The 13,743-nt window shown below is 70.0% G+C and carries 15 protein-coding genes; 2 read left to right on the plus strand and 13 right to left on the minus strand.

The features are described from left to right. Positions 1–8: 8 nt before the first annotated feature. From BJY18_RS22235 to BJY18_RS22260, 6 genes are all read right to left on the minus strand, one after another. A complete protein-coding gene (locus tag BJY18_RS22235) occupies positions 9–1,253 on the minus strand; it encodes an acyl-CoA reductase (RefSeq protein ID WP_184781788.1) in 1,245 nt (414 codons plus the stop codon). Beyond that, positions 1,250–2,302 carry a LuxE/PaaK family acyltransferase gene (locus BJY18_RS22240; protein WP_184781789.1) on the minus strand — a complete coding sequence of 351 codons (1,053 nt, stop codon included), beginning with the start codon at positions 2,300–2,302 and terminating at the stop codon, positions 1,250–1,252. Before BJY18_RS22240 ends, BJY18_RS22235 begins: the two co-directional genes overlap by 4 nt. Before the next feature lie 70 nt (positions 2,303–2,372). Beyond that, entirely contained in the window at positions 2,373–3,782 is a 1,410-nt protein-coding gene (locus BJY18_RS22245) for an AMP-binding protein (RefSeq protein ID WP_184781790.1), read from the minus strand. Between the two features lie 53 nt (positions 3,783–3,835). Further along, positions 3,836–4,567: an SDR family NAD(P)-dependent oxidoreductase gene (locus BJY18_RS22250; protein WP_184781791.1), complete on the minus strand. Its 732-nt coding sequence runs from the start codon at positions 4,565–4,567 to the stop codon at positions 3,836–3,838. Further along, positions 4,560–4,832: an acyl carrier protein gene (locus BJY18_RS22255; RefSeq protein ID WP_184781792.1), complete on the minus strand. Its 273-nt coding sequence runs from the start codon at positions 4,830–4,832 to the stop codon at positions 4,560–4,562. Before BJY18_RS22255 ends, BJY18_RS22250 begins: the two co-directional genes overlap by 8 nt. 10 nt (positions 4,833–4,842) lie before the next feature. Beyond that, a complete protein-coding gene (locus BJY18_RS22260) occupies positions 4,843–5,499 on the minus strand; it encodes a UDP-N-acetylglucosamine acyltransferase (protein WP_312873924.1) in 657 nt (218 codons plus the stop codon). Positions 5,500–5,739: 240 nt separating this feature from the next. Between BJY18_RS22260 and BJY18_RS22265 the strand changes: the two genes are divergently transcribed. Beyond that, positions 5,740–6,846, plus strand: coding sequence for a DegT/DnrJ/EryC1/StrS family aminotransferase (locus BJY18_RS22265; protein ID WP_184781794.1), 1,107 nt, complete (start codon positions 5,740–5,742; stop codon positions 6,844–6,846). Beyond that, on the plus strand, positions 6,843–7,796 hold the full coding sequence (locus tag BJY18_RS22270; protein ID WP_184781795.1) for a Gfo/Idh/MocA family protein: 954 nt from the start codon (positions 6,843–6,845) through the stop codon (positions 7,794–7,796). Before BJY18_RS22265 ends, BJY18_RS22270 begins: the two co-directional genes overlap by 4 nt. Position 7,797: 1 nt before the next feature. On the opposite strand, the gene BJY18_RS22275 is transcribed toward BJY18_RS22270, so the two are convergent. The 7 genes from BJY18_RS22275 to BJY18_RS22305 form a co-directional block, all read right to left on the minus strand. Beyond that, entirely contained in the window at positions 7,798–8,523 is a 726-nt protein-coding gene (locus BJY18_RS22275) for a hypothetical protein (protein WP_184781796.1), read from the minus strand. Between the two features lie 3 nt (positions 8,524–8,526). Continuing rightward, positions 8,527–9,015: a SigE family RNA polymerase sigma factor gene (locus BJY18_RS22280; protein WP_184781797.1), complete on the minus strand. Its 489-nt coding sequence runs from the start codon at positions 9,013–9,015 to the stop codon at positions 8,527–8,529. Positions 9,016–9,024: 9 nt separating this feature from the next. Next, positions 9,025–9,603 carry a Uma2 family endonuclease gene (locus BJY18_RS22285; RefSeq protein ID WP_184781798.1) on the minus strand — a complete coding sequence of 193 codons (579 nt, stop codon included), beginning with the start codon at positions 9,601–9,603 and terminating at the stop codon, positions 9,025–9,027. Positions 9,604–9,690: 87 nt separating this feature from the next. Next, on the minus strand, positions 9,691–10,305 hold the full coding sequence (locus BJY18_RS22290) for an acyltransferase (RefSeq protein WP_184781799.1): 615 nt from the start codon (positions 10,303–10,305) through the stop codon (positions 9,691–9,693). Beyond that, entirely contained in the window at positions 10,292–11,488 is a 1,197-nt protein-coding gene (locus BJY18_RS22295; protein WP_184781800.1) for a glycosyltransferase family 4 protein, read from the minus strand. The genes BJY18_RS22290 and BJY18_RS22295 overlap by 14 nt, the downstream gene beginning before the upstream one ends. A 71-nt stretch (positions 11,489–11,559) precedes the next feature. Beyond that, on the minus strand, positions 11,560–12,486 hold the full coding sequence (locus tag BJY18_RS22300; protein WP_184781801.1) for an NAD-dependent epimerase/dehydratase family protein: 927 nt from the start codon (positions 12,484–12,486) through the stop codon (positions 11,560–11,562). Positions 12,487–12,508: 22 nt separating this feature from the next. Next, positions 12,509–13,639, minus strand: a complete 1,131-nt coding sequence (locus BJY18_RS22305; RefSeq protein ID WP_184781802.1) for a DegT/DnrJ/EryC1/StrS family aminotransferase — start codon at positions 13,637–13,639, stop codon at positions 12,509–12,511. Between the last annotated feature and the right edge of the window lie 104 nt (positions 13,640–13,743).

Consider the following 13,743-nt stretch of genomic DNA (forward strand, 5'->3'; position numbering starts at 1 on the left):
ACTGCTCCTCAGGCCTGCACGGTGACCAGGCGACTGAACTCGGCAAGCAGATCGTAACCGTCCCACACCCCGGCGAAGGTGAGCGCCGAACCGAACGGCACCACCCGGTCGACCCCGCGCCCGGCCAGCGCGGTGACGAAGTCCGTCAGTTCCGCGGTGGTGAAGCCGAACTGGCTGACCGTCTGGTCCTTGCGCCGCACGATCGGCACGAGCTCGTCGAGGGACCCGAGTGAGGCGTTCGCGAACGTGCCCGCGCCCAGCCACTCGCGCGGCAGCACGGTGGCGTCGGTGAGTTCCAGGGTGGCCAGCGCGTTGCCGTCGAACCGGATCTCCGACACCAGCCCGTCGACTGCCGCGCCGTAGGCCGACACCCGCTTCTGCACGGCCATGGCCGGCTCGACGACGTGCTGCTTGGCCGCCAGCACCTGCCCGAGCAGCTCGCGGAACTCAGCGCCGGCTGCCCGCGCGGCCGCCGCGTCGCCCACCCAGAACACCGCTCGCGGCGACGAGCAGGCGGCCTGGTCGAACCAGTACGAATCGTTGTAGAAGCCTTCGGCCGCGGTGCGCCGGGCCTCCGGCGTGGCCTCCTGCCAGCCGCGTACCGACGCGATAGCGAAGGATGAGCGGTCCGGGAACGTGAGGTCCCGCGCGTGCGGCGCGAGCGGGTACTTCCGCAGCGCGGCCACCGAGGCGTCCCCACCCCAGATCACCCGCAGGTCCGCGGCCAGCGACAACGCGCCGCTGACCTCGTCGCTACGGTCGTAGGTGACCATCCGCTGAGTGGCCCGGATGGTGGCCGCGGTATCCGGCGAAACGTCGTCGAGTGCCGCGTTCAGCGCCTCCAGCACGGCCTCAGCCGCCCCGGCCGAACGCGAAGACACGCGCACCACGTTGTGGTTCCCGGCCAGCGCGGACAGCGCCCAGGAGTACACGAAGATGGTGTCCACATTGGCCGGTGGCACGTGGAACACCAGCCCGCGTGGGAACCGCAGCACGCCTTCGGCAGTGTCCAAACCCGACAGTGCCCGGTTCAGCTCTCCCTTGCGCAGGAAGAAACCCAGCGAGGCCAGTTCCGGGAAGCGGCGGGCCAGCGCGGGTGCGAGCAGCTTGCGCGCGAACTTCGTGACGAACTCGACCACCCGCGGGTCACCGACGCGCAGCCGGCCACCGGGCGGCTCCTCGCGCAGCCCGTCCAGCAGAGCGTCCACGCCGATCGGTTCGGCAGCGGGGAAACGCTGCTCCAGCGCGCTCATGCGGCAGCTCCGCCGAAGGTGTCCGAACATCCGCGGGCCTCGGCCTTCGGCAGCCTCCCGAGCACCGAGAAGTGCTTACCCGGCCAGTCACCGTCGTCGATCCCGTTGTACACACCCAGATCCTCGGTGAGCAGGACGTGGCCGGGGTACGAGCGCGGCAGCGTGCTGACCACCTCGATCACACCCGGCTCACCCACCGGCTGCTCCTCCCAGGTCTCCGGGTTCCGGATCACCACGTCCGCGAAATCGGGGCAGTACAAGGAGTTCCCCGACGGGCCTTCCAGGAACACGGTGCCGATCTGCTCGATCATCCCGTAGTAGTTGTGGATCCGGGTGAGCCCGGTGTCCTCGGCGAACCGGCGGCGGAACTCGCCGTTGTCCACCGCGCGGTCGATGAGCTTCTTCCAGCCGCCGGAGTGGATGAGGATCCCGTTGGACAGGTCGAGCCGATGCTCCCTGGCGACCTCGTACAGGTACTGCCACACCATGAAGGTGAAGCCGAAGATCAGGAATGGGCGGTCCCCGTACTCGGCGAGGAACCGCCGCACCGCCTCGACGTCGGGCTGGTCGTTCTCGTCGAGCACGTAGGTGTGCTTGCGGCCGAAGTTCGCCATGCCCAGCACACCGGCGCCGCGCGCGGAGAACGACCGGCGGTTCTTGATGATGCCGATGGTGTCGACCATCAGCATCGGCAGCCGCTCGCCGCCCAGCACCTCCTGCAGGGTGGCGCCGAGCTGCTTGGTCTGCGCCCCCGCCGCGGCCTTGTCCAGGTAGATCCGCGAGGCGCCTGCCCCGGTGGTGCCCGACGACGTGAGCGTCTTGAAGACCTCGTCGTCCGGAACGGATTTGAGGTCGTGGGTCTTGAACATCCGCACCGGCAGCCACGGCAGGTCGGCGATCGCGCCGAACGAGGCGTCCGGCGCGAAGCCCAGTGACCGCAGGATCCGCTCGTACCCGGCGGAGTTCGCCCGGTGGTGCGCGGTCAGCTCGGTCAGCTCGGGCAGCAGCGCCGCCTCCCGCTCCGCCTGTGCACGCGTGAACACGCTCATGCCATCGCCCCGCTCCGCGAACCAGTGTCGAATCCCTTGCGGTGCATGATGTTTCGCTCGCGAGCGGCGCTCATACCCGTCCTCCCAGCAGCCGGTAGTCGATCTTGCCACTGGCCAGCAGCGGCACGGTGTCGATCGGACGCACGTCGAACCCGCTGCTGTGCAGGTGCAGCCGATCCGACAGCGCCCGCGCGGCGTCCTTGCAGATCGCCTTCGCGCCATCGCCCTCGGGCAGCTCGGCGAACAGCACGACCTTGTCCCCTGCCGGCACCGCGGCGACCACGTCGATGCCCACCGCGGCGGCTCGCACGGCCTGCTCCAGGTCGTCGAGGCTCACCCGGTTGCCGAACACCTTGCCGATGCGCTTGAGCCGGCCGGTGATGAACAGGTACCCCTCCTCGTCGAGGTACCCGAGGTCGCCGGTGGCCAGTACGCCACCGCACTCGTCGCCCGCGGCCAGCCCGGCCTCGTCGTCGGCGTAGCCCATCATCACGTTGACCCCGCGGTAGACGACCTCACCGACGATCTTCGGATGCGTGGTCTCCGAACCGTCGTCACGGCGGATCGCGAACGCGCCGCCAGGCAGCGCCGGACCGGCCGAACCGAGCTTCTCCGCCAGCCGCTGCGCGGGCACCGTGGTCATCCGCGGCGCGGCCTCGGTCTGGCCGTACATGACGTACATCCGGCCGCCGACCGCGAGCATCTTGTCGTTGAACTCGGTGATCAGCTCGTCCCGCAGCTTGCCGCCCGCCTGGGTGAGCGTACGCAGCGTCGGGTACTTCGCCGGGTCGAACTTCAGCCGCCGCAGCATCTCGTAGTGGTACGGCACGCCGGACAGCGAGGTGATGCCGTGTTCCGCGACGGCGTCCCAGAATCCGCGGCCGAGCACTCCGGAGGGTTCGATCACCACGGTCGCGCCCCGCAGCAGATGCGAATTCAGCACCGAGACGCCGTAGCTGTAGTGCAGCGGCAGGCAGGTCGGCGCCACCTCGGCGGAATCGATGCCCAGTACCTCGGCAATGGCCGCGGCGTTGGCCAGCACCGCCTCGCGGGACAGCCGGACGAGCTTCGGATTGCCGGTGGACCCGCTGGTCGGCAGCAGAATCGAGAGGTCGGGATGCGGTGCGACGCCGTCCGCCGACTCCCGCACCCAGTGCCCGCCTTCGACGCGGTACCCCGCCGGGGCCTCCGCGTCCGGAGCGGCCAGCACGGCAGCCGGCCGGAACCGCTCGATCAGGCCGGCCAGCACGTCGGCGTCCAGCGCCGGATCGATCAGCGCGATCGCCCGCCGCGCCTCGATCGCGCCGAGATAACGCAGCACGCTGTCGAGGTCCACCGACATCCGCGCGAACAGCACGCCCACCGGCAGCGCGCTCAGCGCCCGCGCCGACCGCGTGACCTCGGCGGTCAGTTCGTCGCCCGCCAGCGTGCGGGCACCGGCCACGTCGACCAGCCGGGCACCCTCGCCAACCACACTCACCGAATCTCCTCTGCTTCGCGAATGGCCGGGCCGGTTCCCACCGGCCTCGCCACTCACAGCACCAAGCCGCCGTCGATGCCCAGGACCTGGCCGGTGACGAACGCCGCGTCGTCGCTGACCAGGAACCGGATCGCTTTCGCCACGTCCTGCGCGGTCCCGAGGCGACCCAGCGGTGTCTTCGCGACATTGTCCGCCTTCGCCTCGTCCGACAGGCCCGCGGTGAGGTCCGTCTCGATCACGCCGGGCGCCACCGCGTTCACGCGGATGCCGGAGCGGCCGAGCTCCTTCGCGGCCGAGCGGGCGATGTTCGCCACCGCCGCCTTCGACGCCGCGTACACCGTCTGCCCGGCGCTGCCGTACTCACCGACGACCGAGGCGAGCACGACGATCGCGCCGGTCTTCTTCCGCATCATCGCCCGTGCCGCGGCCTGCACGGTGTGCAGCGTGCCGGCGACGTTGGTGTTCAGCGTCGTGGAGACGCTCTCCTCGCGGATCATGCCGAGCAGCGCGTCCTCCATGACCCCGGCGTTGGCGACCACGACGTCGAGCCTGCCGTGTTCCTTCGCCACCCCGCGGACCAGCGTGGACACCGCCTTGGCGTCGGTCACGTCGAGCGCCAGCCCGGCGGCCGCCCCCACCGCGGTGGCCGCCTCCTTCGCCCTGGACTCGTCGCGGCCGGTCAGCACCACCGTCGCCCCGGCCTCGACCAGTGCACCGGCGGTGGCCAGGCCGATCCCGCGGGTCCCGCCGGTGACGAGCGCGACGCGGCCGGCCAGATCAGTCATTCTTCGACTTCAGCTCGGTCACCATGTCGGTCGCGACCTTGAAGCTGGACATGTCGATGACCTGGTCGGTGTCGAACTCGACGTCGAACTCGTCCTCGATCGCCGCGACCAGCGCCATGTGGCCGACCGAGTCCCACGCCTCGATGTCGCGGTACTTCAGGTTTTCCACGTCCACGTCGCCGTCCAGGTCCAGCGCCTCGACGAAGACCTCGCGCAGTTTGGGGGCCACTTCCGGCCCCGCGGCCTGAGCGTCAGACACAGTCATTTCTCCGTCCTTACTGTTCCTCGCGCGGGCGGGCGTCCCACGCCTTGACCAAGGTAGAGAGGTCGCCGGGCAGCGCGACGTCCGGGAGCCCCGCCTTGCCCTTCAGCCACGGCCCGAGCACCTCGATGGTCTCCTCGTCCACGCCGCGCCGCGACAGGCCCACCACGTTGACGCCGGTGACGCGTGCCGGGTTGCCGACGGCGATGGTGAACGCGCCGATCTCACGCCGGACCGCCGAACCCATCCCGATCATCGCGCCGGGACCGACCACGACCTTCTGGTGCAGGATCGCGCCCATGCCGAGGTTGGCCCCGTCCCAGATGTGGCAGTGGCCGCCGGTGACCGCGTTCGAGGCGATCGTCACGCCGTCGCCGACCAGGCAGTCGTGCGCGATGTGCGAGTTGCGCAGGAAGTAGCCGTCGCTGCCGACCGTGGTGGTCCGCCAGGTGCCCTGGTGGACGCTGACGTACTCGCGGATCCGGTTGCGGCTGCCGATGACGACGCCGTTCCCGTCCTGCTCCGGGTCGCCGGCCGGCGCGGTGTCCCATGCCGCAGGGTGCGGGCCGCCGCGGTCCTCACCGGGCGTGCCGATGCTCACGTGCGGACCGATCCAGTTGCCGTCTCCGATCCGGACCGGCCCGACGATGACCGTGTACGGTCCGATCACATTGCCTTCGCCGATTTCGACCCCGTCGCCGAGAACAGCGGTCGGGTGAATGCGGTTGGTTCCCGGCCTGGCGGCCTGAGCGTCCGACACTGTTCGCGTATCCGTTCGTCGGCGGCTGGGTACTGGGCGCGGTGGCGCGCCCGGTAACGTGTGGCCCGCGTTGCTGCAGGGCGGCCGGGCGCAGAACCGGCGGCCCACTGTACCGGACGCATCGAAATCGCCTGCCGAGAGAGACTGCCGATGATCCCCATTACCGTGGTCGACGTCCGTGACGCGGAGGACCTGGTCGTCGAGGTGCTGCGATCCGGCGCGATCGCACAGGGGCCGATGGTCAAGCGCTTCGAGGAAGCCTTCGCGCACGTCGCGGGCACGAAGCACGCCATCGCCGTGAACAACGGCACCACCGCGCTGGTCGCGTCACTGCAGGCGCTGGACCTGCAGCCGGGGGACGAGGTGATCACCTCTCCGTTCACCTTCGTGGCGACGCTGAACGCCATCCTGGAGGCCGGAGCCACGGTCCGGTTCGCCGACATCCGGCGCGACGATTTCGCGATCGACCCGGACGCGGTCGCCGCCGCGGTCACCAGCCGGACCAAGGTCCTGATGCCGGTGCACCTCTACGGCCAGACCGCGGACATGGGCAAGCTCGCCCCGTTCGCCGCCGAGCGCGGGCTGCGGATCATCGAGGACTCCGCGCAGGCGGTCGGCGCCTCGTTCGAGGGCAAGCGGGCAGGCTCGTTCGGCATCGGCTGCTTTTCGCTGTACGCGACCAAGAACGTGACCACCGCCGAGGGCGGCGTGATCACCACCGACGACGACGGGCTGGCGGACCACCTGCGCGTGCTGCGCAACCAGGGCATGCGGGCGCGCTACCAGTACGAGATGGCCGGGCACAACTACCGGATGACCGACCTGCACGCCGCGGTCGGCATCCCGCAGCTGGAGAAGCTCGACCAGCTCGCCGCGGCGCGGCAGGCGAACGCGAAGCGGCTGTCCGACGGGCTGGCCGGCACGCCGGGCCTGAGCGTGCCGCAGGTGCTGCCGGGCCGCGAGCACGTGTGGCACCAGTACACCGTCCTGGTCGGCCCGCACGCGATGCTCTCGCGGGACGAGCTGGCCGCCGCGCTCACCGAAAAGGGCATCGGCAACGGCATCTACTATCCGAAGGTCGTGTTCGACTACGACTGCTACCGCGGCCATCCGCTGATCCCGGACGCAAGGGTCGCGGACTTCCCGGTGGCCAAGTCCGTCGCCGACCAGGCGCTGTCGCTGCCGGTGCACCCGCATCTGACCGAGTCCGATCTGGACCGGGTCGTCGAGACGGTGCGCGAGGTGCTGGGCGCATGACACTCCGGATCGCCCTGATCGGCACGGGCAACATGGGTTCGCTGCACGCGCGCGTGCTGGCGGGCAACGAGCGGGTGGACCTGGTCCGCGTGATCGACCCGCGTGAGGAAGCAGGCCGCGCGGTCGCCGAGCGCTACGAAACCCGGTGGACGCCGGAAATCGGCTCGCTGTCCGATGTGGACGCTGTCGTACTGGCCTCGGCCACCGAGGCGCACTACGGCCTGGCGCAGGAAATCCTCGGCCAGGACAAGCCGTTGCTGGTCGAGAAGCCGGTGTGCAACAGTCTCGAACTGTCCCAGGAAATCGTCGCGCTGTCGGCGAAGAAGGACGTCCCGCTGATGTGCGGGCTGCTCGAGCGCTACAACCCCGCGGTGATGACCGCGCGGGCGCTGGTGCACGAGCCGGTGCACCTGATGGCCCGCCGGCACGGCCCGTACGCGCCGCGGATCCGGACCGGGGTGGCGTGGGACCTGCTGGTGCACGACGTCGACCTGGCAATCCAGTTCTTCGGCGGGGCAACACCTTCGCGGGTCACCTCGGGCGCAGGGTACTTCCACCCGCAGTCGGCCGAGGGCGCCGAGGACACCATCGAAACGGTGCTGTCCTTCCCGACCGGGCTGGCCACGGTGTCGGCGTCCCGGCTGGGGCAGCGCAAGGTCCGCTCCCTCGTGGTGTCCGAACTGGACCGCATGGTGGAGATCGACCTGCTGCGCCGCGACGTGACCATCTACCGGCACGTCTCGCACGATTCGGTCACCCCGGACGGCCTCGGCTACCGGCAGCAGACCGTGATCGAGATTCCGGAGCTGATCACCGCGCGTGAGCCGCTCGCCACCCAGCTGGACCGGTTTCTGGACCTGCTCGAGGGCAAGCTCGACGCGGCCACCGAGCGTGAGCTGATCCTGCCCTCGCACCACGTCGTTTCGCAGGTGCTGGAGCAGGCCGTCTGACTCACCGGGTCAGCCGTTTCCCGTCCGCGGTGTAGGCGACCAGCGGGGTCAGCCGCGCCGCGGACGGCACGTCCTTCGGGTCGAACCAGAACATCACCACGTCCGGGTCCTTGCTCCACCTCGCGGTGTGCGCGGCGAGCGTCCGGCCGCCCACCGTGGTCGTGATCTGCTCGGCCGGTCCGCTGAAGTAGCCGAACACCGGTATCCGGGTCCGGCCGACGATGGTCCCGCCCGAGGTGCCGTGGAAGCCGAACGAGGTGTCCGAACCCTTCGTCTCGTTGGCCAGGTAGAGCGGCTGCAGCCGGTCCGCGGTGCGCAGGCCGGCCATCACCCCGAAGTCCACCCCGGGCACCTGGTCGACCTTGGCGAAGTAGAACACCAGCTGCCCGTCCGGAGTACGCAGGTCGGTGGTGATGACGTCGCCGATCGGCTGCGTCGGCACCGGCGCGACAGGGGTGGTCGGCGCCGGGGTGCCGAGATCCGAAGCGGTGGGCGGCGCGGCGGCCGGTACCTGCTGCGCCGGCCCGGGCGTGCGCAACCACACCGTGCCGAAGACGACGGCGAGCACGGCCACCACCGCGGCCGCCGCACCGGCCCCGCTGAGAGCCCGGCGACGACGGCGCAACCGCTTGCCGTCGGCCATGATCCGGGTCAGGTCGGGCGGGGCGAACTGCTCGGCCGGAGGTTCGTGAAGCGCAGCACGCAGCCGTTCGATCTCGTCGGGCACGCGTCACCACCCGACCAACGAGCCGTCGTCGACACGCAGTTTGGTGAGCGCCCGGGAGTTCGTGCTCTTCACCGTGCCGACGGACACGCCCAGCTCCGCGGCCACCTGGTGTTCCGGCAGGTCGAAGAAGTGCCGCAGGACGATGACGGCGCGTTCGCGGACGGTGAGCCGGGCCAGTGCGGTGGACAGCCACTCCCGCTGCGCGACGGCCTGCGCGAGGTCCGGCACCGGTTCCCGCTCGGGCAGCTCCTCGGTGGCGTACTCCCGGATCGGCCGCCGCCAGCCGTCGATGACGTAGTTGGCCAGCACCTGCCGCGCGTAGGCGTAGGGGTCCTTGCGGCGCACCCGCGACCAGGCAGCGTAGGTGCGGGTGAACGCGGTCTGCGCGGCGTCCTCGGCCTGATGACGGTCGCCGGTCAGCAAGAACGCGGCATGGGTGAGCCGGCCCGAACACGCGTGGACGAACTCGGCGAACTCGTCGTCACTGCGCACCGGGCCAGGTTACGACCGTTGGCCGCGCGCGTCGATCAACGCGTCGAGGTCCAACTTCACCGTCGTACCGGCGAACTCGAGCGCGGCGCTGCCGGTGTGCTCACCGAAGTCCGCGTAACCGCCCTCGACGAGGCGGTAGGCACGCAGGCTGACCGGCTGCTCGAGGTCGATGATCCAGTAGTGCTCGATTCCGGCGGCGGCGTACTCGCGGAACTTGTCGTGCTCGTCCGTGCGCTTCGTGCCCGGGGACAGCACCTCGACGGCCAGCGGAACCTCCGCCACCCCGATCCGCGGCGGGTTCGCCTGGATGAGCGACGTCGGCGCGACCAGGACGTCCGGCGAGCGCACCGTCAGCGGCACGGTACGGACGACCATCTCCATTTCGTTCACCGCCACCAGGTCCGTGGGCAGCTGCCTGGTAAGCAGGTAGGCCACCCGGCCCAGCACGAGCTGGTGCAGCGGGAATGGACGCGGCGACACGGCGAGAACCCCTTCGACGACCTCCATGTGGAACTCCGAGGTCTCCGGCAGTTCCGCCCAGTCGTCGAGGGTCAGGAGCTGCTGCTGAGGCCACTCGAGGGCACTCATGACTTCTCCTTCACGTTCAGTGACCGGAATCAGTGTTCCATGTTATCCGACGCTTCCACCAGCGCGAAGCTGTAGGTCATCACTTCGCTACTCGCTGAAGTCACCCGCCGGAGAACCCCAGCCGGACGCATCATCGGAGAGTTCCCGGCGGCGGGCGTTCTCCTCGCGCACCCGCCGTACCTCCGACTCGATGTACTCCTCGTCGTAGCGCTGGAACACCCTTGCCGGATTGCCCGCGACCAGCGTGCGCGGCGGCACGTCCTTGGCGACCACCGAATTCGGTTGCACCGTGGCGAAATCGCCGATGGTCACGCCGGGCATGATCACCACCAGGCCGCCGATGAAGCAGCCCTTGCCGATCTTCACCGGCTTGCGTTCGATCAGGTCGCTGCCGGAATGGTTCTGCAGTGCCATGTTCGCCAGCCAGCTGGAATGCGTGAACACCAGCGTGTTCAGCCCGATACTGGTGTGCTCGCCGATGTCCAGGCCACCGCTGGCGTCCAGGGCCGCGCCCTCGCCGATCCAGCAGTGTTCCCCCATCCGCAGGTTCTCCGGGCTGACGATCTTCACCCGCTCCCGCACCCGGCAGGTCTCCGGCAGGCCGTAGAACGCGGCGCGTTCGGCGTCGTTCAGGTACTGCGCGACGACGTCGGTCAGGATCTGCGGCCGCAACCGGTGCGAGCGCTCGTCATCGAAGAACATCGTTGTCCGCCACCAGTTTCGCGAGCACCCGCAGATGCTCCTCGGCCACCACGTCCAGACCGAAGTTGTCCCGCACCATCGCGCTCTCCCGCTCCGCGATCCGCGCGCGCCGCTCCGGATCGTCCAAAAGCGACAGTACCGTGGCGCCGACCGCCTCGGCGTCGTCCGGCCGCACCAGCAGGATGTTCTCGCCGTTGCGCAGTTCGATGCCCGGGTAGTTGTCCTCGGTCACCGACGCGATGGTCGCGGTCCCGGACAGCATTGCTTCCAGCGACGCGGTTCCGCAGCCGCCGTTGAGATCGTGGGTCACGATGTCCGCGGCCGCGAAGTAGGCCGGCACGTCCTCCTTCGGCACCGCGCCGGTCACGATCAGCGCGTCCGCCACCCCCAGTTCGGCGGCCCGGCGCAGGAACGCGTCGTGATACACCCGTCCGACGACCACCACGCGCACGCCCGGATGCCGCTGAAGGATCCCGGGCAGGGCTTCCACCAGCGGCAGCCGGTTGCGCAGCGGGATGACGTGTCCGAGCGACACGATCAGCGGCGCGTCCCCGATTTCCAGCTCCGCGCGCACGTCCTTGGTCACCGGCTTGGTGAAGTGCCCGGTGTCCACGGCGATCGGGAAGTACTCGGAGTTCTCGTCGCCGGTGCCGTACCGCTGCTCGCAGTAGTCCACGCCGAGCTTGTCGAGCAGGACGTAGCGCGGGCGCAGGTAGTCCAGCACCGGCTTGACCAGCGCGGCGTCGAGCATCCGGAACACCCGGCCGTACAGCTTGTTGTCGCTGATCAGCAGGGTGTGGATGGTGAGCAGCACGGGCAGCCGGTGCCGGCGCGCGTAGATCCCGGCCATCCAGGACAGGTCGAAGAACTGGCCGTGCAGGTGCACCGCGTCCGGCTTGAACCCGGCCAGCAGCTTCCACAGCCGCCGCCAGTTTCCCGGCCGCAGCGAGGCGAACGCCATGTCGAAGTCGATCGACAGGCCCAGCTGCGGCATCTTCACCGCGGGCAGCCGGACGACGCGGTAGCCGTCGCGCTGCTCGTCCGCGGGAGCGTCCGCGTAGGCCGCGGTGATCGCCAGGACTTCGTGCCCGGCCGCGGCGTACTCGGCGGCCAGCGACGCCGCCATGTGCGCGCTCCCGCCCACCCGTGGCGGGAAGAAGTTGTTCACCACCGCGATGCGCATGGGAGTCCCTTCGGCAGGCCCCGCAGCGCTGACTCGTGAGTGGCTACGCCGGTGAGAACCGGCATTGCCACTCACGAGTCCCGCACCAGCGCCCGCATGCCCTCTTCGACGGTGATCCGCGGCTCCCAGCCCAGCACCTCGCGGGCCCGGCCGATGTCCGCGGCCCGGCGGGAGACCAGCACGTCACGCTCGTTGAACTCCGGCTGCACGTCCACGCCGACCGCCTCGATGAGGATCTTCGCCAGCGCCGCGATCGAGGTGTCCACCCCGGTGCCGATGTTGATCGGCACGTCGGCCCGCTCCGACTCCAGCGCGGCGACCACCGCGCGGGCGAGGTCGGACACGTGCACGAAGTCCATCGACTGGTCGCCGCGGCCGTCGATGACCGGTGGCTGCCCGGCCCGCAGCCGCTGGATGAAGTGGTTGATCACCGAGGTGTAGTAGGCCTCGATCTTCTGCCCGGGACCGTAGACGTTGAAGAACCGCAACGCGTTCCAGGACAGGCCCTTGGTGCGCTCGTAGAATCCGAGCAGATCCTCGCCGGCCCGCTTGGAAATGCAGTACGGGGTGAGCGGGCGCAGCTCGTCGTCCTCGTGCATGGGCAGTCGCTTCGGTTCGCCGTACACCGAGGCGGTGGAGGCGAACACCAGGCGCTCGACGCCCTCGTCGGCCGCGGCGGCGAACACGTTGTGGTTGCCCGTCATGTTGATGTCGATCGACTCGTGCGGGTCCGCGATCGATTTGTTGATCGACACCGTCGCGAAGTGGATCACGTGCGTGCAGCCGCGGATCGCCTCGCGCACCGCGCCGCCGTAGCGCACGTCCTGCTCGACCAGTTCGACCTTGCCGGTGGCCACGAACTCGTTGACCCGGGAGCGGTCGCCGCGGGTCATGTTGTCGAAGATCCGTACCGTGTAGCCCCCCTCGAGCAGCAGCGGGATCACGTGCGCGGCGATGAACCCACCACCGCCGGTGAAGAGGACCTTCTTCTCGGACATGGGCGCTGGTTCTCCTCGTGACTCAGGAAACGGTACGGACGGCTTCGCGCACGGTGGCCACCACGCGGTCCACCTCGGCGTCGGTGAGTTCGGCGTGCATCGGGATCGCCAGCTGACGGCGAAACGCGTCCGCGGACACCGGCAGCGGCTTCTGCTCGCCGTAGACCGGCTGCAGGTGTGAGGCGTAGGTGCCGAAATTGCACTGCACCCCTTGCTCCCGGAGGCGCAACGCCAGCGCGTCCCGGCTGAGCTCCGGGGCGACAGTGAGCAGGTAGGCCTGCCACGGATGCTCGCGGTCGGGCAGCTCGGCGGGCACGGTCAACGCGTCGACGTCCGCGAACGCCTCGTGGTAGCGCTTGGCGACCGCGCGCCGGGCGGCGAGCAGGTCGGGCAACCGGTCCAGCTGCACACCCATGATCGCGGCCTGGATGTCCGACAGCCGGAAGTTCCAGCCCAGCTCGTGGAATTCCGGTACCGGCAGCACGTCCGAGCCCTCGCGGCTGATGGCCGGTTCGATCCCGTAGGTGTGCAGTTTCCGGGCCCGCGCGATGAGTTCCTCGCGGTCGGAGACGAGTGCGCCGCCCTCGCCCGCGGTGATGCCCTTGCGACCGTGGAAGGAGAACGCGGCCAGATCGGCGAGGCTGCCCGCCGGACGGCCGCGGTAGGTGGCGCCGGCGGCGCACGCGGCGTCCTCGAACAGCCACAGGCCGTGCGCGTCGGCGATGGCGCGGTATTCGTCGAAGTCACCCGGCTGGCCTGCGACGTCGACCGCGAGGATGCCGGCCGTACGGGGCGTGATCAGCGCTTCGATCGCGGCCGGGTCGGCGCTGAAGACGTCCGGGCGGATGTCGGCGAACACCGGTGTGGCGCCGGCCTGCAGCACGGCGTGCCCGGTGGCGGGGAAGGTGTAGTCGCCGACGATCACCTCGTCGCCGGGCCGCACGCCGAGCACGCGCAGGCCGAGGAAGAGCGCGGCGCCGCAGCTGCTCGTGGAGAGCGCGTGCGCCGTGCCGGTGACGCGGGCGAAGCGTTCCTCGAACTTCCGGCAGGCCGGTCCGGCCCCGGCCAGCCAGCCGGAGCGGAACACCTCGGCGACGGCGGCCAGTTCCTCCTCGCCGACGGTCGGCCGGCCGAGCAGCACCGGTTCGCCCACTGTCCATCTCCTGTGAATCGACGGCCTCGCGTTGCGCGGGGGCCGCGCCGAAGTGTATAGACGTCCCGGCCCGCAACCCGCCGTGGGGACGAAACCTCCGGGTA

Origin of the sequence: Amycolatopsis jiangsuensis, assembly GCF_014204865.1 — a bacterium.
Classification (GTDB): domain Bacteria; phylum Actinomycetota; class Actinomycetes; order Mycobacteriales; family Pseudonocardiaceae; genus Amycolatopsis; species Amycolatopsis jiangsuensis.